The following is a 20,658-nucleotide window of genomic DNA, read 5'->3' on the forward strand; positions in this document are numbered from 1 at the left end:
ACGCAGCCTCGCGGGCTCGGCAGCTGCTACAAAGGGTGTCGCGCCTGAAATTGCTTAACTGACTGGCATTAGCCGATCGGCCTCTCAAACCAAGAGCAGAACCTGGATCAGGTGACGAAACGTCGGCTCGATATTGCGGCTGTGGAGCATTTTTGCCGCTTTCCCGTACATGTCGGGTGGATCCGGTCAGGTATCTGCAGGTTCAGGTGTTCGATTCAGTATCTGGACGAACGAGGGGATATCAAGGCCATCCATGAGAAGCGCCGGTAGGGCTGGAAAACGAAAAAGCCCGGCATCAGGCCGGGCTCTCTGTAGATGGGCCAAATCCATTTGGCTGATCGCATTGTGCACAGTGAGTGTGACGAAGGTGTGACAGGAGCGGAAACAGAAAGTCCGGTTTCTGCCTCTCACGGAGGGCCGCCTCACGCCCTGAGGAAGTCAGTCAACCTAAATCAAGACTCTTGAGGAGCGGCGACCCACGCTTCCTCAAAGCCTTCAAAGACCCGGCGGATGTCCGGGGGGTAGTTGATGCCGGCGGGTCCATATAGTGAAAGGTATGGGCGCGGTCGTAGCGTTTAGCGCAGTCCAGCCAGGGCAGGTTTTCCATGTAGGTGCCAGACAGGCGTTGTCAGCGAAGGCATGGTGCCTCAATTGGAGGCCAGACGGTTACATGGCATCGCATTGAACATCACGCTTAAAGGGCGATGGCTACGATTCTGCTCAGAAGCGCCATGCCATGCCATGTCTGACGGCAGGCAAACTACTGAGCTGCTAGTGTTAGTCAGCACGCCGTCAAAGTCTCAGCAGTCTCATGGGGCATCCGGCGCTATGCCTACGCTGTCGTTCATCGGCGGCGGGGTAATCCAAGGTGTTTCAAACCGATCGAATGGTTCTGAACCGAGGAAAAAATCATGGCGAAGGTACTTGTTCTCTATTACTCAATGTACGGTCACCTCGAAACGATGGCTGGCGCAGTGGCCGAAGGCGCACGATCCGTACCCGGCACCGATGTGACGCTCAAGCGTGTCGCCGAAACCATCCCGGCCGAACAGGCAGCTGCCATCGGCGTCAAACTCGACCAGAAGGCACCGGTCGCGACACCTGACGAACTGGCGAATTACGACGCCATCATCTTTGGCACACCGACGCGCTTTGGCAATATGGCAGGACAGATGCGTACGTTTCTCGACCAGACCGGCGGACTGTGGATGAGTGGTGCTCTCGTTGGGAAGATCGGCAGCGTTTTTGCTTCGACGGGAACCCAACATGGTGGTCAGGAAACCACTATTACGTCGTTCCACAGCACACTCCTGCATCAGGGGATGGTCATCGTGGGTGTGCCTTATTCCTGTGCAGGACTGACCAACATGAGCGAGATCACCGGCGGTACGCCCTATGGCGCGACCACCCTGGCAGGTGCCGACGGAAAACGACAACCGTCACAGAATGAACTGGATATTGCGCGCTTCCAGGGTAAGCACGTCGCTGAGCTTGCAATAAAGCTCGCGGGTTAATCTGTGATGGACTAGCACTTTCAAATGATTGGTGCGACGGTTGGCAAACAAAAAAGCACACAACGCGGCTGCGCTGCACCAGACGCCGTGACCGCCTGCGCTATCGCGGTGTTGGTGCCGGCGCGCAAGTCCGTGGAGTTGGTGGCGCGACCGATGAGTTCACGCTGGCGGCCGCGGCACAGAACCTCCGGCGTCTGACCAAACTTACATCTCAAGGGCCGCCTGCTACGGGATAGGCGTGCCTGCACGAAGCAAAAAACCTCAAACCGACCCAATATAGCGGTCCATCGATGCCTGCTATCGGCAACAGTGTCCATTCAGACATCAATGTCTGGATATCAGGGCCGATACGCGAACGGCTTTCTTTTGGATCTGCGGTAATGCCTGTCATTGCGCGACAATCTGCCAGCACCGATGGATGCAAAGCACCGGTGCTGGCCTCGGCGCTACTTGACCTGCTCAACCTCATAATTCACATAACCGAATTCGTTGCTGCGAGCCACTACGTACTTGCCGTTCTGCTCGAATACCGTGGCCTCGAAGGGCGTGCCGCCGAGTGTTGTCAGCAGATGTCCGTCCTTGATTTCATACTTGGCCGGCACGCCGAACTGACCGCCATGCAGCATGTTCAGGTATTCCCCCTCGGCGGGCGGCTTGCCGTCGACGCTGGCGACCAGGCGTTGGCCGTCGGTGCCATAGACGATTTCGAAGGTCTGGCCGGTGACGGTATTGCGCACCTTGATGGTTTTGCCCACCACGAAGGCTTGCAACTGCTCGTTGGTGAGCGCTTTGGCGCCATCGGTTTTCAGTTGATCGATGGTTTTGCCGCCAGCGACAGACTTGCTGTCCTCGGCTGTCGGCGTGTACCAGATCGGTGAGGTCCACGCGCGCTCCTGGACGGTGGGGGAGACGTCGGCCGGTGGCGGTACTTGCAACTTGGCCGCGTCATAGGTGCTCCAGCGCGGTGTCGGAATCTGTAGCACACGGGCGTAGTAGAACGCGTGCTGGGCCGGATCGAAATCCGGATCGACCCAGACTTTTTTCAGCTCGGTGGCACCGATGGTGTTGGTGTAGGTCGCTTTGGAAACATCGACCGTCGAGCCCACCGGTGGGACCTTGCCGGTGACCTGGTCCGGTTGGCGATCACCGGACCAGGCGACGTCGTAGATCTTCTCGAAGGTCTGGCCGTTTCTGGTCCAGCCCTTGATGATCTGGATTCGGTCGAGGTTGCCATCGTCGGCATCCTTGACGGCCCACACCACGAAGGACGGTGCCTGTTTGCCCGATTTTGCCGGCAAGTCGCCGCCCATGGGAACGCCCTTGGCGTAGGCGGCATGCACCCAGTCTTTGTCGTTCCACAGACTGTTGTCGAAACCCCAGCCACCAAAGATGCGCACGGGGATGCGCACGCCGCTGGTGCCGTAGACTTCTTTACGCTTCATGGCATCGAAGATCGATTCACGGGTGTTTTCTTCCGCCCAGACGCCGGCCAGCCCGGACGTGCTGGTTTGCAGGGCCAACATGCCCGAGTTCTGTTTGCCGGAAAGACGCGCCGCCGGGGTGCTGTCGGTGAAACCGTGGGAGCCGAAGTTGTTGCTCTGCGAATAGGGAATCACCCCGTTGTGCGAGTCGCTGGCGCCGACCACGCCCATTTTGTACGGGTTGTATCCACGGGCTTCCTGCAAGGCCATGCCGTTTTGCCAGGCTTGCCTGATGTAGCTGCCGTTGAGTTTCGACGTGCTGTTGTCGATGCCGATCAGGAAACTCATGATTTCGTAATTGGCGAATTCGTCGGTCGGCGACAGCTCGGGGTGGGTTTCGGAGGTGCCCTTGACCTGGTGAATTTCGGTGAGGGATTCATTGCGCATCCGCGTTTCGGCCCACGCGGCATCGATGGGGCGGCCACGGTCATCGACGTCCACCGGAAACATCAGGCCGTTGCTGAGGTTGGCATTGTGGGAGATCGCCAGCACCTCGTTGCCCTTTTTGCGTTGATCGTCCATCCAGCCCCACAAGTCCTCGGGTTTGCTCGAGTCGAGCGCCGTGAAGGGCAGGTCCGGCACCTTCTTCGAGTCGCGGAAAAACACGTTGCGGTGCATGTTTTGATTGTTCGGTGCCGAGGTCCATTCATAGGCGACGAAGGTGGTGAACTTGCCGGGCTTGTAATACTTGTCGGCGATGGCGATGTTCTGCTGCCAGATGTTGCCGGCAACCTTCGGATCAATCAGCTCCTTGATGGGATTGTTCAAGCTGCCGGCGATCCATTTGAACACCCGGTTGAAATCCTCCGGAGTCTTGGCTATCAGTTTTTGCGCGATGGGCAGTTTACTGAAGTCTGACTTCGGATCGTTGGCCAGCGCGATCACGCCCACGTATTCCGAATGATCGGTCACGCCATGGAAATCCAGCGGTCGGCCTTTGAGCTTCACTTCAAACCCCATCGGATGCTTGACCGGCATGCCAAGCGAGTACTGGTAGGCTTGCTCGGGATCGACCTGATGGTTGCCGATCAGATAGGCATCAATCGACCAGGAGCTGTGCGAGTGCGTCTGGCCAAAGTAAACCTCGCGATCCGGGTTGCCCTCCGCCAATGCCAATGTGCTGACAGTCAGCACGGCGCAACCGAGCAGTGACGGCGTGGTGAAGTGTGTAAGGGTTTTCATATTCCACGTCTCCGGAAAACGGCAGTGACAGGGTGAAGTTCAGGCCCAGAAGCCCAAGACTCGTTCGAAAAACCAGAAGGCAGCCAGCGTTCCCAACCCGTAGGAAGCAACAGGCCGGGCATACAGGAGCGCGGGCCGTGGCAGCCGACAACGCAGCAACAGCGCTCGCAGGCTCAGCACGGCGGCGACAAACATCAACTGGCCGATTTCGACGCCGACATTGAAAGTGAACAGCGCCAGTGGCAGGTCGCGCTGGGGCAGGCCGATTTGCGCCAGCGCACCGGCAAAACCAAAGCCATGCAACAAGCCAAAACAGAACGCCACCACCCATGGCCATTGGAGGGTGAAGCTGACGTCACCACGGTTCTTGCGGGCGATTTCCACCGCCAGCAACAGAATGCTCAGCGCAATCGTCGCTTCCACAGGCGGGCCGGGAAGCCGCACCGCACCCAATGCTGCGAGCGCCAGGGTGATGGAGTGGGCGAGGGTGAACGCGGTAATGGTCTTCACCAGCATCCAGCCATTACCCACCAGCAGCAGGAGACCGAAGACGAACAGCAGGTGATCGAAGCCCCCCAGGATGTGCTGGATGCCATGGACCAGAAACGCACCGGCCACCGAGAACGCTTCCGGCGTGGCAGCGATTTCTATCCAGGGTTGCGCAGGGTGGACGAGGGTGGTCGCCAGGCTGCCATCCAGGCGCGAGACACGCACCAGCACGTCGGTGATGCTCGCTTGCAGGCCAATGAATTCGATGCGCTGCCCGACCAGGCCTGCGGGACCGGCATCAATGATCCGGCGCTCGATCAGTGAATCGTTCAGTTCGCTTTCCACCGGGTCAGCGACAGTACGCACACCTTCGGCAAACCGCAGCGCAATCGGCAATCGCATGCCTGACAGCACCGGCGTGCGCCACACAACGTCATAGCGCCCGGCAGTTGTTTCGTTGAGTTCCAGGTAAGCAGGGCGCGACTCATGGGCCATGGCGGTCAGCCCGATAAACCCGAGCAGCAACAGCAGCCAGACCGTGCGCCTCATCACGGCCGCTCGGCTTGAGTGGCGGCAATGGCGCTGGTGGTCGTCGGCATCATCACCACGACTTCATAGCGTGCTTTGAGCGCATCGAAATTCGCGCGTTTCGATTCGCTGCGTTGCCCGGACAACCAATCGGACTTGACCTGTTGGGCTACGGTTTCGAAAGACGGTGCCGGTGGTTTGGCCAGCGTATCGATCCACACCAGATGCCAGCCAAAACCTGACTCCACAGGCCCCACCCAACTACCCGGCGTTTGCTGGAACAACGAAAGGGCGAACTTTGAACCAAAGACCCGCGCCACTTGATCCTGTGATTGCTCCGTGTAGGCGCTTTTAAACATGAAGGCATCGCCTTCACCGCTATTCTTGTCAGTCAACTCTCTTAGCGCGGCCTGAGCCTGGGCCTGCGCATCCGCACCACGTTTATCCAGGGCGAAGAACACATGATGGAAGGTCGCCAGTGGCGGCGGGGCATATTGGTCCTGATGCTGGTTGTACCAGGCTTCAAGTACACCGGGTGCCGGTTCGCGAAGTGACGCTGCATCTTCGGCGAGGAAATCCATTTTTTGCGCCAGTCGGCGGCGAATGATGGTGTCGTCTTTATCCAGGCCAAGTTTCAGTGCTTCGCGATAGAGGATTTCCTCTTTCACATATTCATCAATCAGGCCCTGCAACTGTTGCTCCGAGGCGGGGCGTTGCCATCGCGCCAGCCAGGAAATCGCGATCCGCTGAACAACTTCAGGAGTGATTTCGATGCGTTGTGGATCTTGATTGACCGTTGAACGGTGCAAACCTCCATACAACACAAAGAGTGCAAAACCGGCGATTAAAAAGTGCAGTAACGGCTGGCGAAGGCATCGCTTGATCAACGAAAGTCGAGATTCTTTCGCTTCGCAGACGCTTAAGTTCATGACTTATTGCTCCACGCTATACTCGAATGGTTTTCGAAGCAGAGTGGAGTATTGCTGCTGGGCCGGAACTTTCCACCGGGGTTAATCACGATAAGCAATAAGCATTAGTCGCAATCGGATTAATCAATTTCCCGAGCCCGTGCAGTCTTGCACCTATACAGCCCGGGATGGAGCGTCCATGTAATGAAAGGACTGCTGGTTTTCGCCGCGATCATCGAGGCAGCCACTGGCGTGGCGCTGATACTTGTCCCATCGCTGGTCGGGCAACTTCTGCTCGGCATCGAACTGACGGGCGTCATCGTCCGCGTGGCCGGCATCGCCCTCATCGCATTGGCGGTCGCCTGCTGGCCCGGACCAGCAATGTTCGGGATGTTGATCTATAACGCAGCGGTTGCGCTTTATCTCGCCTACGTTGGCATCTCGGGCGAATCGAGTGGGGTACTTTTGTGGCCAGTGGTCGTCTTGCACGGGATCATGACGGTACTTTTGATTCGGGCAATGACAAGCCAGAAGAGGAACTCACAGACGTAGTCAGCACCTGGTTATATGCGTTTTCAGGCGCCGACAAATCCGACGGTTACAGGGGGCTCCTTGTCGGTTGCAGTACTCCTGATGATTCGAAGTCAGGGCAACAGTTCAATCACTGCTATTGGCTGTGGATTCAACCGGTCGACGCAACAGATTGGCTAAATCGTTCCATGCCTTTGTGTCCCGGAAAGAGCATGTCGCTTGCGGCCTTGTCCATGGCGTCTGCGGACATCCGATTTGGATCTCTGCCTGATCGAGGGGCCGAAGAGCCGTTCAATTTGCGACAGGTGACATTTCTGTTAACGACGACGCGAATCCGATAAAAAAATATAACAAGCTGATTTTTAAGCAATAAATTGATTTTCTATGTGTGTTCTTACAGTATTTTCTGTGTATACATAAAAAATACAAAGCATTGACGACACCCGAGCCCCGTGCGAATCTGAATTCAACAACAAGCCGTAACCGCTGATTTGACTGCCTTGGGAGGTCATTGTGAAAAACGGCAAGAGCATTCTTTATGACGACCTCAAGCGCCAGATCCTCACGATGGAACTGGATCCGGACGAGGCGTTGGATGAGGTCGCTATCAGCGAGCGGTACGGGCTTTCGAGAACCCCGGTACGGGAAGTGTTTCGACGTCTTGCCGGTGAGGGGTACATCGATATCAGGGAGAACCGCGGTGCCCGGGTGATTCCCATGAACCACTCGACACTGCGAAACTTTTTCCTGGTTGCCCCCATGGTGTACGCCGCGATAGGTCGCCTGGCCGTTCAGAATTTCAAGGCTCATCAACTGGTTGACCTAAAGGAAACGCAACGCCGTTTCCGTGCTGCGACGGTGTCGCGTGATGCCCTGATGATGGTCGTGGAAAACAATCGATTCCACGCAATCATGGGTGAAATGTCAGGTAATCAGTACCTTGAACCCAGCCTCGAAAGGCTGCTGATTGATCACGCGCGGATTGGCCATACATTTTTCCGCCCTCGAGATGAGGACATGGAGCAACGACTACAGCTTTCCGCAGAGCACCACGATTCTTTTATTGAAGCCATTGAGAAGCGTGACGAGAGCGCTGTGGTTGACCTCGTCTTTGAACATTGGGAACTCTCTCGCGAAAACATGGAAATGTTTATCGCCCCCCATGGAATGAAGGCAGACCTGCCATCTCCATTTAAATAATACCGGTTCTCGCTTAGTTGGCTTGAGGATCGATACGGGTTGATATCAATCCGGTTACGGATTGATAGGCAACAACAACTGAAACAAATGGTGAGCTTATAGCTGTGCACCACGGGTCTCTATTGTTTAGAGACTAATATAAAAAGTATTAATGTAGGTCGAGGAACGCCATGAAAAAGATTTGGAAGGCAGTCTGCGCGGTCGCGATGATGGGCATGGTAATGCTGCCTGTTCACGCAGAAGAAAAAACAATCACCATGGGCACGTTGACCTGGGAAGACTTGACACCCATTACCGGTATTACCAAAAAGGTGCTTGAAGACTCCGGTTATAGCGTAAAAGTCATCGAGTTTTCCGAGTGGGGCATTGCTTATGCCGCTCTGACCAAAGGTGATATTCAGGTTCTTGCCTCACAAACCGACTACGCGGCGAATGACTACTGGAACAAAAACAAAAACCGTCTGGAAAAACTGTCTCCGGTTTCCTATGGCCTTTACCAAGCGATCGCCGTACCAAAATACGTCGACATCAATTCAATCGAGCAACTCAATGACAACGCCGAAAAGTTCGGCAACAAGATCATCGGTATCGAGCCTGGTTCGGGCTTGATGAATGACGCGAGCAAGGCAGTCAAGGACTACGGCATCAAGTTGCAACTGCTCGAAGGCAGTACTGCTGCCATGACAGCCGCATTGAAGTCGGCGGTCGATCGTAAAGAGTGGGTTGCCGTCACTGTGTGGGAGCCGTCATGGATGGCGCAGAAGTTTGACCTGAAGTTCCTCAAGGATCCAAAGGGGGTCTTCCCACCGCCACAGGGTTACTACTGGATTGGCCACAAGGATTTCTCAAAGGAATACCCACGTGCACGTGAAGTAATGGCCAGCGTATACGTGCCGATTTCAGATATCACTGCAATCAACGGTGAAGTGAAGGACGGCAAAACCATGGAGCAAGCCATTCAGGGCTGGACTGATGGGCACGCAGAGCTTTTGAAGCGCTGGGAAAACATAAAGAAGTAACGAGTGCTTTTTTAAACGCCACTGCCGCCCTTTGATTCATTAGAAAAACCAGAAAAACTGGTTCGACGGGTACGAAAAATGACAACGCCCAACATTGATACCAACGAAGTGCTGATAGATTGCCAGTCAGTCTGGAAAGTCTTCGGGAAAGCCGCACCTGCTGCGATGAATGCCGTTGTTCAGCAGGGGCTCACCAAGACTCAGATCCTGCAAAACTACGGCTGCGTGGTCGGGGTCTCGGACGTCAGTCTCCAGGTTCGCCGGGGAGAGATCTTCTGCATCATGGGATTGTCAGGCAGTGGCAAATCTACCCTGATAAGGCTGTTGAACAAACTCATCACACCCAGCGCCGGCAAGATCGTAGTCAAAGGCAAAGAACTCTCGTCGTTGAATGCCGCACAACTGCGTGAGGTGAGAGCGCGTCATATCGGCATGGTTTTTCAGAGCGTTGCGTTGCTGCCTAACCGTACGGTTCTGGAGAACACGGCGTTTGGCCTGGAAGTTCAAGGCGTGGGTAAAGTCGAGCGCTACAAGGTTGCCGAGCAGGCCTTGGCCAAAGTCGGTTTGAGTGACTGGATGTCGCGCTACCCCAGCGAACTGTCCGGAGGCATGCAGCAACGGGTAGGGCTGGCCCGGGCAATCACCGCAGACCCGGAAGTGATTCTCATGGATGAGCCTTTCAGTGCGCTCGATCCGTTGATTCGCCGGCAGTTGCAGGATGAGTTCCGCCAACTGACCAAGGAGCTGGGCAAATCTGCTGTATTCATCACCCACGACCTGGACGAAGCGATTCGTATCGGCGACCGCATCGCGATCATGAAGGACGGCGCGATCATTCAGGTGGGGACCGCCGAGGAGATCGTGCTAAACCCTGCGGACGATTATGTCGCGGAATTTGTCGCCGGTATCTCCAGGTTGCATCTGGTCAGGGCAAATTCCGTCATGACGCCCGTCGAGCCGTTCAAGGTGGCAAACCCCGGCTGCGACATCGCCAGGCTCACCAAAACCTCAGTCGATGCGGATATCAACGAGCTTATCGGCTTGACGATGAAGTCCGAGCGCGACGCACTCGCGGTGGTTGATAACGGAGCGGTGGTGGGGATCATTACCCCGCGTGATTTACTGCGTGGCGTCCAGGGTATTCCCAACGAGTTTGCGGTATCAAAGGCCGCTACTGCACTGGAGGCGTCGACATGAGCACGCCTGACTTTTCCAACCAATTCGATTCGGTCGTCGACTCGAGCCTTGAATGGCTGATGGACAATGGAGAGTCCGTGTTCGACACGACCAATGCGTTTTTGAAGGGCGTTTACGAAGGCGTGCAGTGGTGCATCGCCTACCCACCTTACTACGTCATTGCGCTTGTCATTGCCCTGATCGGCTGGCGGGCTGTCGGTTTACGTTTCGCGATTCTTACCGGGCTGGCCTTGTTGTTTTGTGATGTCATTGGTTTGTGGCCAGAAACAGTCAGCACGCTTGCCCTGGTGCTTACCGCTACCGTGCTTGCCCTGGTGGTCGCGATTCCATTGGGCGTGCTGGCGGGGCTGGCGCCTTCATTTGATCGGGTCGTCGATCCGTTCCTGGATCTGATCCAGACCATGCCACCCTACATCTACTTGCTGCCGGCCATTGCGTTGCTGGGCTATGGCACCGCCACGGCACTGTTGGCGACTTTTATCGTGGCTGTGCCACCCGCCATGCGCCTGACCTCCCTGGGGATTCGCATGACGCCAAAAGAGTTCATCGAACTGGGGGACGCAAGCGGAGTCACCGGGTGGCAGATGTTTTTCAAGATCCGTTTGCCGTTTGCCATGCCAAGCATCATGGCCGGGGTCAACCAGAGTCTGATGATGGCCTTCGGCATGGTGGTCATCGCCGGCATCGTCGGTTCCGGCGGCCTGGGTGAATCGATCTATGGTGCCGTGCGCACGCTGGACATCGCCAAGTCGATCAATGCCGCCATTGCCATCGTGATCCTGACCATGATTCTGGATCGATTAGCGCAGAGCGCTGCACGTTCCCGGATGGGAGAATCGAAATGAGTTCAGCAGAAATCCATTTTTCACCAGGCGCATTTCTCGCACCCGCAGTCGATTGGCTCAACGCCAATTTGCATGGGCTGTTCAAAGTCATCAGCCAGGTGATCGAGGCGGTACTGGGCGGCGTTGAGGGTGCACTGCTTGCGCCGCATCCCTATGCCCTGATCGGTGGGGTAGTGGTGTTGGCATTCTTTTTCGCCAACAAAAAAGTGGCCCTGTTTGCCGGGTTGATGTTGGCATTCTGTCTGTTCTCCGGGCTGTGGGTCGCCTCCATGCAGACTATTGCCCTGGTCTCGGTTGCGGTGCTGATTTCGGTATCCATCGCCTTTCCGCTCGGCGTTCTGGCAGCACGGGTGAAGCGGGTCGACGAGGCGTTCTTACCGATCCTCAACATCATGCAAACCGTACCGCCTTGGGTTTACCTGATCCCGGCTGTGATGCTGTTCAGCCTGGGACGGGTGCCCGCGATCATTGCGACCATCGTCTACGGCATTCCTCCGATGCTCAGATTGACGACCCTTGCCTTCAAGCAACTGCCCAAGGAGTTCCTTGAACTGGGCCAGGCCATTGGTGCTTCGCCGAGGTCGATCCTGTTCAAGATCGAATTGCCGACTGCCGCGCCGACGCTGTTGGTGGGACTGAACCAATGCATCCTCCTGTCGCTGGCAATGGTGGTGTTGGCCGGTCTGGTGGGGGCAGGTGGGCTGGGTGCTGAAGTTACCCGAGGCCTCACCAGGATGGAGATGGGGTTGGGCCTGCGTGCCGGCCTGGCGATTGTCGCTGTCGCACTCCTTCTGGATCGCCTGTCTCGCGGCGCGTTGCAGCGTCATTCCCCACGCAAGCTCGTGTGAGAGATTTTCAGAATGAGACGTAGCTTTTTTTGTGTTGATTCCCATGCGTGCGGGAACCCGGTTCGCGTCGTGACGGGTGGCGGGCCGTTGTTGCCATCCGTGTCGATGGCGGAGCGCCGCGAGATTTTCGTTCGCGATCATGACTGGGTACGCACGGCGTTGATGTTTGAGCCGCGAGGGCACGACATCATGTCCGGCGTGATCATCTATCCGTCTTCCCGTGAGGATTGCGACTTCGGAGCCCTGTTTATCGAGGTCAGCGGGTGCCTGCCCATGTGCGGGGCGGGCACCATCGGGTTGTCCACGGTTGTCATTGAGGAAGGCCTGGTCACACCTCGCGAAACTGGTCGGCTGGTCATCGAGACCCCGGCAGGTCGCGTGGATGTCGACTACACCATGAACGGTGAATATGTTGACTCCATCCGCCTGTTCAACGTGGCCAGTTATCTGCACAGTGCCGATGTGGTGGTGGATGTACCTGGCATTGGCGTGCTCATCGTCGACATTGCCTATGGCGGTAATTTTTATGCGGTGGTCGAGCCGCAGGAAAACTGGCCGGGTTTGAAAGGTTTGACGTCGGCAGACATCGTCAGCCTGAGTCAGAAACTGCGCGCCGCCCTGGCTGAAGTCAGTGAGCCCGTGCATCCAGAGAACAGCAGAATCAGTGGCGTTCACCATGTCATCTGGTGTGACGAGGAACACTCGACGGCAGCAGACGGGCGCGGTGCTGTATTCTACGGTGACAAGGCGATTGATCGCTCGCCCGGTGGCACAGGTACTTCGGCCCGAATGGCGCAACTGTTTGGCAAAGGGCGGTTGAAGGTCGGGGAGACATACCGCAACGAAAGCCTGATCGGTACGATCTTCGAAGGCAAAGTCGAAGCGTCGGTGAAAGTGGGAACCTTTGACGGAATCAGGCCGAGTATCGGTGGCTGGGCGCAAATCACCGGGCACAACACCATTTTTGTCGATGACAAGGATCCCCTTCGTCATGGCTTTCAGCTTGCTTGACCCGGCAGGAGTGGCGTCAGGAAGATGGGCATCTCAACGACCAATGACGCATTCTCGAACGTAAAAGAGTGGATTGAAGATTGATCGAAAGACGCCAGTTTAGCGGGGGCATGAAGGGGAAGAATCTTCGCTATGTGAATGACAACCCCAACCAGCCGACGCAAATGGTTCGAGCCGGATTTCTATTGCTCGAGCACTTCTCGCTACCCGCGTTCACCCAGGCGCTGGATACGATTGTCACCGCCAATCTTCTGCGTCCAAAGTTGTTCTCGTCCCAGACGTTCGGCTTGAACGATGGGGAGGTCGTCAGTGACCTGGGCCTGGTTATCCGGCCAGATGCCCGTATCAATTGTTCGGAGCTTAAAGACCTGGATCTGTTGGTCATTTGTGGCGGTTACAGGACAGAGCTCAAGGCTTCAGATGAGTTCATCCAATTACTAAAGACCGCTGCCGGGCTAGGCATCACGCTCGCCGGATTATGGAATGGCGCATGGTTCCTCGGGCGTGCCGGACTGCTCGCTGGTTACCGGTGCGCCATTCACCCCGAGCACCGTCCCGCACTGGCCGAGTTCTGCAAGGCGACACAGGTCAGCAGTGAGCCCTATGTGATTGACCGAGACCGGCTTACAGCCTCCAGTCCTTCCGGGGCATTCCACATGGCGCTGGACTGGATCAAGGGGTTGCACGATAAAGCGCTGGTCGAAGGCATCGAGGACATTCTCGCTTTTGAAGAGTCCCGCTACCGGCGCATCAAACCGACAGAAAACATCTGCTTGAGTGCGCCGTTACGGGAGGTGGTCAAGCTGATGGATGCAAACCTCGAAGAACCGCTGGAGCTGGAGCAGCTGGCGGCCTACGCCGGTCGTTCACGCCGGCAACTCGAACGCCTGTTCAGGGAGCAGTTGGGCACTACGCCGCAACGCTATTACCTGGAGTTGCGCATCACCGAAGCGCGTCGGCTCCTGCAGCATACCGAGCTCTCGCAAGTCGATGTGCTGGTTGCCTGTGGCTTTGTTTCACCCAGCCATTTCAGCAAGTGCTACAGCTCTTACTTTGGCTATCGCCCGTCGAAGGAAGTCCGGCTGGTCAAGTAAGGAAGCCGTGATTCAGCACCCGCCATTCGTGAGGTGAACACGCTCAGGGATATGCCTGGGCGGTGTCACGACGATCACCCTTCTGATTGCGCAAGCGAAGCGGCCCTGACGCCTGCTTGCACCAAAATCCGGCGCTGCGGCGCCACCCGATATCCACGCCTCCCAAACCATCCATCGCCTCAGGATAAAGGTTGTTTTGAGTGTGTATTTTAATTGTAGACACAAAGAATAATGTTGTTTTATAGTGAGAATACAGGTAGTAGACAGCGTTCACTCACCCGTACAAAGGTTTCTAATAATGGCTATCAAAGAACTCGATCTGCAGGCTTCCACGGATCTGCCTGTCGACCGTAAAGCGGTGCTGGGAGAGGCGTTACGTCGCCGGATCCTGAGCATGGAGCTGGCACCTGGCGCAGTCGTTGACGAACTGGCCTTGTGCGACGAGTTCGGCCTTTCCCGGCCCCCTGTGCGCGAGCTCATGCGGCAGATGGCTGCTGAGGGATACATCGACCTTGAAGCGAACCGGGCCGCCCGCGTTTCGTCGATGAGTTACCAGTCGCTCAGAAGCTTTTTTCTGGCAGCGCCGTTGATTTACATCGCCACCACCCAATTGGCGGCAGCGCATGCAACGCCATCCGAGATTGCAGAGCTGAAACGCATTCAGGCGTTGTTCCGCACGGCCATCGAAGAAAAAGATGTAGAGAAGCGGGTGCTCTACAACGACGAGTTCCATTTGCAGATCGGCAAGATGGCTCACAACGCCTACTTGATGCCAAGCCTGCAGCGCCTGCTGATCGACCATGCGCGGCTGGGGAAGATCTTCTATCGCCATCCCACGACAGTGGACATGCAAGAAGACCTGGAGGTGGCAGCGCAACAACATGACGACATGATCAGTGCCATTGAAAACCATGATCAGGTTCTGGCGGGAGATATCGTGCGAGCGCATCTGGAATTGTCGCGCCGCCGAATGTCCGAGTACGCCGCGCCGGAAGGGTTGGATGTAGCACTTACCTACTAAAAAGCAGTACCGATGCCACTTGCATGAACCGTGTGATGAGAACGTGCAGAAGGGACGCTTTTAGTCATTACAAATATAAAAGAGCCCAGGTCGCGAAAAATGGCAAAAATCAGATACACACCTGCAGATGACTCTACATGCGGCTGGTTCCACCTAAGTCAGCCGAGAGTGGCCCGTCCGTCCCACTCCGGCATCCGCTCGGCCCGCTGGGTCGTGCTGGGTGCCGGATTTACCGGACTAGCGGCGGCTCGCCAACTGGCGCTGAACTTCCCGGATGACGAGATTGTCCTGATCGAGGCCCAGGAGGTCGGTTACGGGGCCTCAGGCAGAAATGCCGGGTTTGCCATCGACCTGCCACACGATATCGGTGCCGATGACTATATCGGCGATATCAAGACGGCAAAAATCAGTATGGCGTTGAACCTGACAGGGCAGCGCATTCTGAAGGATCTCGTGGAAAAACACCGGATCGACTGTCAGTTGCGTATGTGCGGGAAGTATCAGGCTGCCATTGAAGACCGGGGCATCGCGGTTCTGGATGCTTATCGCCGTGGCCTGGACAAGCTCGGTCAAGATTACGAAGTGATCGAAGAGAAAGACTTGCCGGACCACATCGGCACGCCTTTCTATCGCAAGGCACTGTTCACCCCGGGTACGGCACTCATCCAGCCGGCCGCCTTGGTAAAGGGCCTGGCCGACAGCCTGCCGGCCAACGTGACGCTTTATGAAAACACGCCGATTACCGAAGTGGAGTATGGCGACAAAACCATCCTCACCCATAAGAACGGTCGTATTGTTGCGGACAAGTTGCTGCTGACCAATAACGCGTTCGCCATGAGCTTCGGCTTTCTGAAAGGGCGCATGCTGCCGATCTTCACCTACGGCAGCCTGACCCGGCAGCTGACGGAAGAAGAGCAGGCACGCCTGGGAGGCCGACCTTATTGGGGTGTTATTCCTGCCGACCCTTTCGGCACCACATTGCGCCGGACAACGGATAACCGCCTGTTGGTGCGTAACAGCTTCAGCTTCAATGCCGATGGACGAAGCCATCAGAAATACCTGGAGCGGTTTATCCAGCGACACAAGGATTCGTTCGATCGCAGGTTTCCCATGCTCCCCGATGTCAATTTCGAATACACCTGGGGCGGGTCGCTGGCGTTGTCGCGCAACCACATGGCGCACTTCGGGCAACTGGCCAACAACGTCTACGGTGCACTTTGCTGCAATGGACTGGGCGTGACCCGTGGCACGGTGACAGGAACCTTGTTGGCGGACTGGCTGGCAGGCAAGAGCGATCCACTGATCGATTTTCTGTTGTCGTCCCCGGGGCCTAACAGAAACCCACCGGAACCCTTACTTTCAGCAGGTGTGAATATGAACTTGCTGTGGGGGCAATGCCGGGCCGGGAAAGAAAGCTGATTACGCATCACGCTGACAGGCAAGTTAAACGTTAAATAATTGGTTAGAAGTTTTTAGCTTATTGGCTAGTCCATTAAGGCTGACGGTTTCTTATCGAGGCGGCTTTGATTCGCCTGGATTTTGGGTTTGCGCTTCAGCCCTCTGAATGACCGAAGCGGAATAGGAGACAATAATGACAAGTCCTAATACCTCTATTGAGGATGTTCCTCTCAATAATTTTCACCGTTTGCTGACAGCCCGTTCCGGGGGTGGGTCATTTGTAGACGGTTATGTACTGAGCATTATCGGTATCGCGATGATGCAAATAACATCCGCCCTGAACTTGTCGGAGTTCTGGCAAGGAATGATTGCCGCATCGGCACTCATGGGGGTGTTTTTTGGTGGTTTCATCGGTGGCTGGTTGACCGATAGGCTGGGTCGCAAAAAGGTTTATTTCGTTGGGCCTACGCTATTCATCATTTGTTCGTTGGCACAGTTTTGGGTTGAGTCAGCGCCGGTTTTGTTCGCTCTCAGATTTATCATCGGTCTGGCGGTGGGTATTGAATACCCGGTGGCCACCTCGTTGTTGGTCGAGTTCATGCCGAAGAAACAACGCGGCCCCAGGCTCGCGGCGCTGACCATCCTGTGGTTTGCCGGTGCGGCGTTTGCCTACGTTGTTGGCACTTCAATCCTCAATGTGGGTGGGGATGACGCCTGGCGTTATGCCCTGGCGAGTGCCTCCGTCATCGGGCTGTTGCTGTTATTGCTGCGTGTCGGCACCCCTGAGTCCGCGCGCTGGCTCTTGAGCAAGGGGCGCGAGGCTGCTGCCGAGCGCGTGATCAAGCATGTGTACGGTCAGCACTATTCGCTTCGAGATCTTCCTGAAGAGCCAGACCAGAAGAAAATGTCATTCCGGGATTTGCTTCACTCCGGGTATGGGAAACGCTTGTTCTTTGTTTCCATCTTCTGGTCCTGCTCGATCATTCCTGTTTTTGCAGTCTATGCGTTCGCCCCCAAGGTTCTCCTGGCGTTGAATCTGAAAGGGGAGTGGGCCTCATACGGTTCCATGGCCATCACGATGCTGTTTGTTGTCGGTTGTGTGCTTGCGACAAGGCTGATTAACACGATTGGCCGGCGCTGCATGCTTATTCACAGCTTTCTATGGTCGGGTCTGGCTCTGTTGGGGTTGGCGACTTTTTCACACAGCAATGAAGTGCTGGTGCTCTTGCTGTTCGGCGCCTATGCGGTATTTATCGGCGGAGCACAAGTTCTGCAACTGGTTTATCCGAACGAGTTGTTCCCTACAGAGATTCGCGCATTTGCCGTAGGCATCGGAACTTCCCTTTCCCGTGTGGGAGCAGCGGTTGGCACTTACCTGGTCCCTGTTTCGCTACAGACGCTGGGTATTGGCAACACGATGTATGTGGCCGCTGTGGTCACCTTTATCGGGCTGATGGCGGCATGGGCCATGGCACCTGAAACACGTTCGTTGAACTTGCGTGATGCTGCGGCGCTGAGCAATTGAGCCGCATGCGATGAGTTGTCCCTGATAAATGGCGGTGGACGCCAGGTTGGAAAACATTCCCTTAGAGATGGAGAGGCAATCATGAAATTCGAAGGTATTTATACCCCGGCAATCACTCCTTTGACGGCAAGCGGTGAAATCGACAAGGCCGCTTTCGCCGAGGTGCTGGAGTATCTGATCGAGTCGAAAGTGCACGGCATTATCATTGGTGGTTCGACCGGCGAGTACTACGCCCACACCGCTCAAGAGCGCATCGAACTGGCGGCTCAGGCCAAAGATGTCATCGGCGGTCGACTGCCGCTGGTCATCGGCACTGGTGCGATCCGCACTGAAGACTCGGTCGAATATGCCAAGGCCGCTCGTTCGATCAAGGCAGATGCCATCTTGGTCGGTTCACCGCCCTACGCGCTGCCTACCGAGAAAGAAAACGCCATCCACGCGCTGACCGTGGATCGCGCTGCCGACCTGCCGATCATGCTCTACAACTACCCGGCACGCATGGGCGTCAGCATGGGCCCGGAGTATTTCGCGGCCGTTGCCGAAAGCAAAAACATCGTGGCAATCAAGGAAAGCTCCGGCGACATGGCGCAAGTCCATCGTCTGGCACGTGAATACCCGAATATCAGCCTGTCCTGTGGCTGGGATGACCAAGCGCTGGAGTTCTTCGCCTGGGGCGCCCGTAGCTGGGTTTGCGCCGGATCGAACTTCATTCCGCGTGAGCACGTTGCGCTCTACGAGGCCTGTGTCGTCGAAAAAGACTTCGATAAAGGTCGCAAGATCATGAGCGCCTTCATGCCGCTGATGGACTTCCTGGAAAGCGGAAAATTCGTTCAGTCGATCAAGGCTGGCTGCGAATTCAATGGCCTGCGTACCGGCAGTGTACGTTCGCCGCTGCAACCTCTGTACGACCACGAAAAACAGGCCCTGCAGGAAATCATCACCACTCTGAAACGTGACGTCGCCCAGGTGACCGGGAGCGCAAAATGACTGGCCTTCTCAGCGCGGCAGAATATGCCGCCATCGCTCGGGAACTGAAGTTCCCGACTCAGTCCTTCGTCAACGGTGAGCCTTACACATCGGTGTCGGGCAAAACCTTTACGACAACCAACCCGGCGACCAATGACGTGCTGGCCGAGATTACCGCCTGCAACGCTCAAGACGTTGACTTCGCGGTGGCCAAGGCCAAGGAAGCGTTCGAAGATGGTCGCTGGCACAAACTGAGCCCAGGCGAGCGCAAGAAGGTCTTGTTGCGCTTTGCCGATCTGCTGGAGCAGAACGCTCACGAGCTTTCTGTCCTGGAAAGCCTGGACAGCGGGAAACCCGTTCGCGAGTGCCAACTCACGGATGTTCCGGAAACCATTCACATGATCCGCTGGCATGCGGAGCTGATCGACAAGATCTACGACAGCACTGCACCGGTCGGTTCCGGCGCGTTGAGCCTGGTGGTGCGTGAAGCCATCGGGGTCGTCGGCCTGGTACTGCCCTGGAACTTCCCGCTGCTGATGCTGGCGTGGAAAATCGGCCCATCGCTGGCCGCGGGCTGCTCCATCATCGTCAAACCGGCCAAGGAAACCACCTTGACGGCACTGCGCGTCGTCGAACTGGCTTTTGAGGCAGGCGTGCCGGCCGGTGTGTTCAACGTGCTGTCCGGCGGGGGCGGTGAAGTGGGCGAGCCGCTTGGCCGGCACATGGACGTGTCCATGGTCAGCTTCACCGGTTCGACAGCCACCGGCCGCAAGTTCCTGAACTACGCGGCGGACTCGAACCTCAAGCGTATTGTGCTGGAGTGTGGCGGCAAGAACCCGGCAGTGGTGATGGATGACGTTGAAGATCTGGATCTGGTCGCGAGCCACGTCGTCAACGGCGCGTTCTGGAACATGGGCGAGAACTGTTCGGCCTCTTCGCGCCTGATCGTACATGCCGACATCAAGGACGAGTTGTTGAAGCGCATCGGCGTGCAAATGCGCGAATGGAAGATGGGCAATCCACTGGATCCGGACAATCGTCTTGGCGCCATGGTCAGCAAAGCGCATTTCGAGAAGGTTCGCTCCTACCTCGAGCAAGCCGTTGTCGAGAAGCTCGACGTTGTTTATGGCGGCAACACCGAGGGCGATATCTTTGTTGAGCCGACCGTTGTCGATGGCGTAGGTGCCGATAGCCGACTGTTCCAGGAAGAGATCTTTGGCCCTGTGCTGGCGGTTACCACGTTCAACACCGTTAACGAAGCCATCGCCCTGGCCAATGACTCGGTGTATGGCCTGGCGGCATCGGTCTACACCGACAACCTGCGCAACGCGATCAAGCTTTCGCGCGAAATTCGCGCAGGGATCGTGACGGTGAACTGCTTCGGTGAGGGTGATGCTTCTACGCCGTTTGGCGGATATAAGGAGTCCGGATTTGGCGGGCGCGACAAGTCCATCTGGGCTCACGACCAGTACACCGAAATCAAGACCATATGGATCGACGTCTCTGATCGCTAATTTACCGGGCCGATGACAGCGGTATGCACACTCATCCCGAATACCACGAATGTCGGGATGGGTGCTGCTCTGATTCAGAAACAACCGATAGCAAAAAAATAAAAAACACCAGCTCTGTCTTTTGGCAATCAATAAAAACAACAGCACGACGAGATCAGGTTAATGCTAACTCTTCATAAATATCGCATTTTCGGATGCATGTTAAAAACGGCTAGTTTCTCGGCCAAGGAAATCGATAATAGAACGCCGTGCTCAATACTGCCCATGACAATAATCCCCCGCCAAAGAGAATAGCCACGGATTAACCCAACATTCTCGAATCCATTTTATGACGACTCATCGCACTGCCTTAACTTCTGCCCACATCACTGCATTGTTGTTTGGTTT

At 56.2% G+C, this 20,658-nt stretch carries 17 protein-coding genes and 1 pseudogene; 14 read left to right on the forward strand and 4 right to left on the reverse strand.

Going from position 1 to position 20,658, the window contains the following annotated elements:
* Positions 1-532 precede the first annotated feature (532 nt).
* Positions 533-628 (reverse strand): annotated as a pseudogene (locus ACEN8Z_RS14725) (DNA adenine methylase); the annotation flags it as partial.
* A 283-nt stretch (positions 629-911) separates the two neighbouring features.
* On the opposite strand from ACEN8Z_RS14725, the gene wrbA reads away from it, so the two are divergent.
* Positions 912-1,514 carry an NAD(P)H:quinone oxidoreductase gene (gene wrbA, locus ACEN8Z_RS14730; protein WP_442099351.1) on the forward strand — a complete coding sequence of 201 codons (603 nt, stop codon included), beginning with the start codon at positions 912-914 and terminating at the stop codon, positions 1,512-1,514.
* A 446-nt stretch (positions 1,515-1,960) separates the two neighbouring features.
* Here the strand turns inward: wrbA and ACEN8Z_RS14735 are convergent, their stop codons facing one another.
* The 3 genes from ACEN8Z_RS14735 to ACEN8Z_RS14745 are packed head-to-tail and all read right to left on the reverse strand — an operon-like array spanning position 1,961 to position 6,123.
* Positions 1,961-4,177 (reverse strand): DUF3604 domain-containing protein, encoded by a 2,217-nt coding sequence (locus ACEN8Z_RS14735; protein WP_495594647.1) that lies wholly within the window; start codon positions 4,175-4,177, stop codon positions 1,961-1,963.
* Between the two features lie 39 nt (positions 4,178-4,216).
* The gene (locus ACEN8Z_RS14740) at positions 4,217-5,215 is read right to left on the reverse strand and encodes a HupE/UreJ family protein (protein ID WP_495594648.1); all 999 of its coding nucleotides are present in this window, start codon (positions 5,213-5,215) and stop codon (positions 4,217-4,219) included.
* The gene (locus ACEN8Z_RS14745; protein WP_495594649.1) at positions 5,215-6,123 is read right to left on the reverse strand and encodes a peptidyl-prolyl cis-trans isomerase; all 909 of its coding nucleotides are present in this window, start codon (positions 6,121-6,123) and stop codon (positions 5,215-5,217) included. The genes ACEN8Z_RS14740 and ACEN8Z_RS14745 overlap by 1 nt, the downstream gene beginning before the upstream one ends.
* 183 nt (positions 6,124-6,306) lie before the next feature.
* On the opposite strand from ACEN8Z_RS14745, the gene ACEN8Z_RS14750 reads away from it, so the two are divergent.
* The 13 genes from ACEN8Z_RS14750 (at position 6,307) to ACEN8Z_RS14810 (ending at position 20,271) form a co-directional block, all read left to right on the forward strand.
* On the forward strand, positions 6,307-6,654 hold the full coding sequence (locus ACEN8Z_RS14750) for a hypothetical protein (protein ID WP_495594650.1): 348 nt from the start codon (positions 6,307-6,309) through the stop codon (positions 6,652-6,654).
* A 492-nt stretch (positions 6,655-7,146) separates the two neighbouring features.
* On the forward strand, positions 7,147-7,833 hold the full coding sequence (locus tag ACEN8Z_RS14755; RefSeq protein ID WP_495594651.1) for a GntR family transcriptional regulator: 687 nt from the start codon (positions 7,147-7,149) through the stop codon (positions 7,831-7,833).
* A gap of 170 nt (positions 7,834-8,003) precedes the next feature.
* Entirely contained in the window at positions 8,004-8,852 is an 849-nt protein-coding gene (locus ACEN8Z_RS14760; RefSeq protein ID WP_495594652.1) for a glycine betaine ABC transporter substrate-binding protein, read from the forward strand.
* 78 nt (positions 8,853-8,930) lie between these two features.
* On the forward strand, positions 8,931-10,049 hold the full coding sequence (locus tag ACEN8Z_RS14765) for a quaternary amine ABC transporter ATP-binding protein (RefSeq protein WP_495594653.1): 1,119 nt from the start codon (positions 8,931-8,933) through the stop codon (positions 10,047-10,049).
* A complete protein-coding gene (locus tag ACEN8Z_RS14770; protein ID WP_495594654.1) occupies positions 10,046-10,894 on the forward strand; it encodes an ABC transporter permease in 849 nt (282 codons plus the stop codon). The genes ACEN8Z_RS14765 and ACEN8Z_RS14770 overlap by 4 nt, the downstream gene beginning before the upstream one ends.
* Positions 10,891-11,742: an ABC transporter permease gene (locus tag ACEN8Z_RS14775; RefSeq protein ID WP_495594655.1), complete on the forward strand. Its 852-nt coding sequence runs from the start codon at positions 10,891-10,893 to the stop codon at positions 11,740-11,742. Before ACEN8Z_RS14770 ends, ACEN8Z_RS14775 begins: the two co-directional genes overlap by 4 nt.
* Positions 11,743-11,754: 12 nt before the next feature.
* Positions 11,755-12,753, forward strand: a complete 999-nt coding sequence (locus tag ACEN8Z_RS14780; RefSeq protein ID WP_495594656.1) for a 4-hydroxyproline epimerase — start codon at positions 11,755-11,757, stop codon at positions 12,751-12,753.
* A 110-nt stretch (positions 12,754-12,863) separates the two neighbouring features.
* Positions 12,864-13,847, forward strand: coding sequence for a GlxA family transcriptional regulator (locus ACEN8Z_RS14785; RefSeq protein WP_495598130.1), 984 nt, complete (start codon positions 12,864-12,866; stop codon positions 13,845-13,847).
* Between the two features lie 298 nt (positions 13,848-14,145).
* Positions 14,146-14,868 (forward strand): GntR family transcriptional regulator, encoded by a 723-nt coding sequence (locus ACEN8Z_RS14790; RefSeq protein WP_116265415.1) that lies wholly within the window; start codon positions 14,146-14,148, stop codon positions 14,866-14,868.
* A gap of 99 nt (positions 14,869-14,967) precedes the next feature.
* Positions 14,968-16,287 carry an NAD(P)/FAD-dependent oxidoreductase gene (locus ACEN8Z_RS14795; RefSeq protein ID WP_495594657.1) on the forward strand — a complete coding sequence of 440 codons (1,320 nt, stop codon included), beginning with the start codon at positions 14,968-14,970 and terminating at the stop codon, positions 16,285-16,287.
* A 172-nt stretch (positions 16,288-16,459) separates the two neighbouring features.
* Entirely contained in the window at positions 16,460-17,791 is a 1,332-nt protein-coding gene (locus ACEN8Z_RS14800) for an MFS transporter (protein ID WP_495594658.1), read from the forward strand.
* 81 nt (positions 17,792-17,872) lie between these two features.
* Positions 17,873-18,778: a dihydrodipicolinate synthase family protein gene (locus ACEN8Z_RS14805; RefSeq protein ID WP_495594659.1), complete on the forward strand. Its 906-nt coding sequence runs from the start codon at positions 17,873-17,875 to the stop codon at positions 18,776-18,778.
* Positions 18,775-20,271 carry an aldehyde dehydrogenase gene (locus ACEN8Z_RS14810; RefSeq protein WP_495594660.1) on the forward strand — a complete coding sequence of 499 codons (1,497 nt, stop codon included), beginning with the start codon at positions 18,775-18,777 and terminating at the stop codon, positions 20,269-20,271. Before ACEN8Z_RS14805 ends, ACEN8Z_RS14810 begins: the two co-directional genes overlap by 4 nt.
* The last annotated feature ends 387 nt before the right edge of the window (positions 20,272-20,658 follow it).

It is taken from the genome of Pseudomonas sp. Pseusp10 (assembly GCF_059492225.1).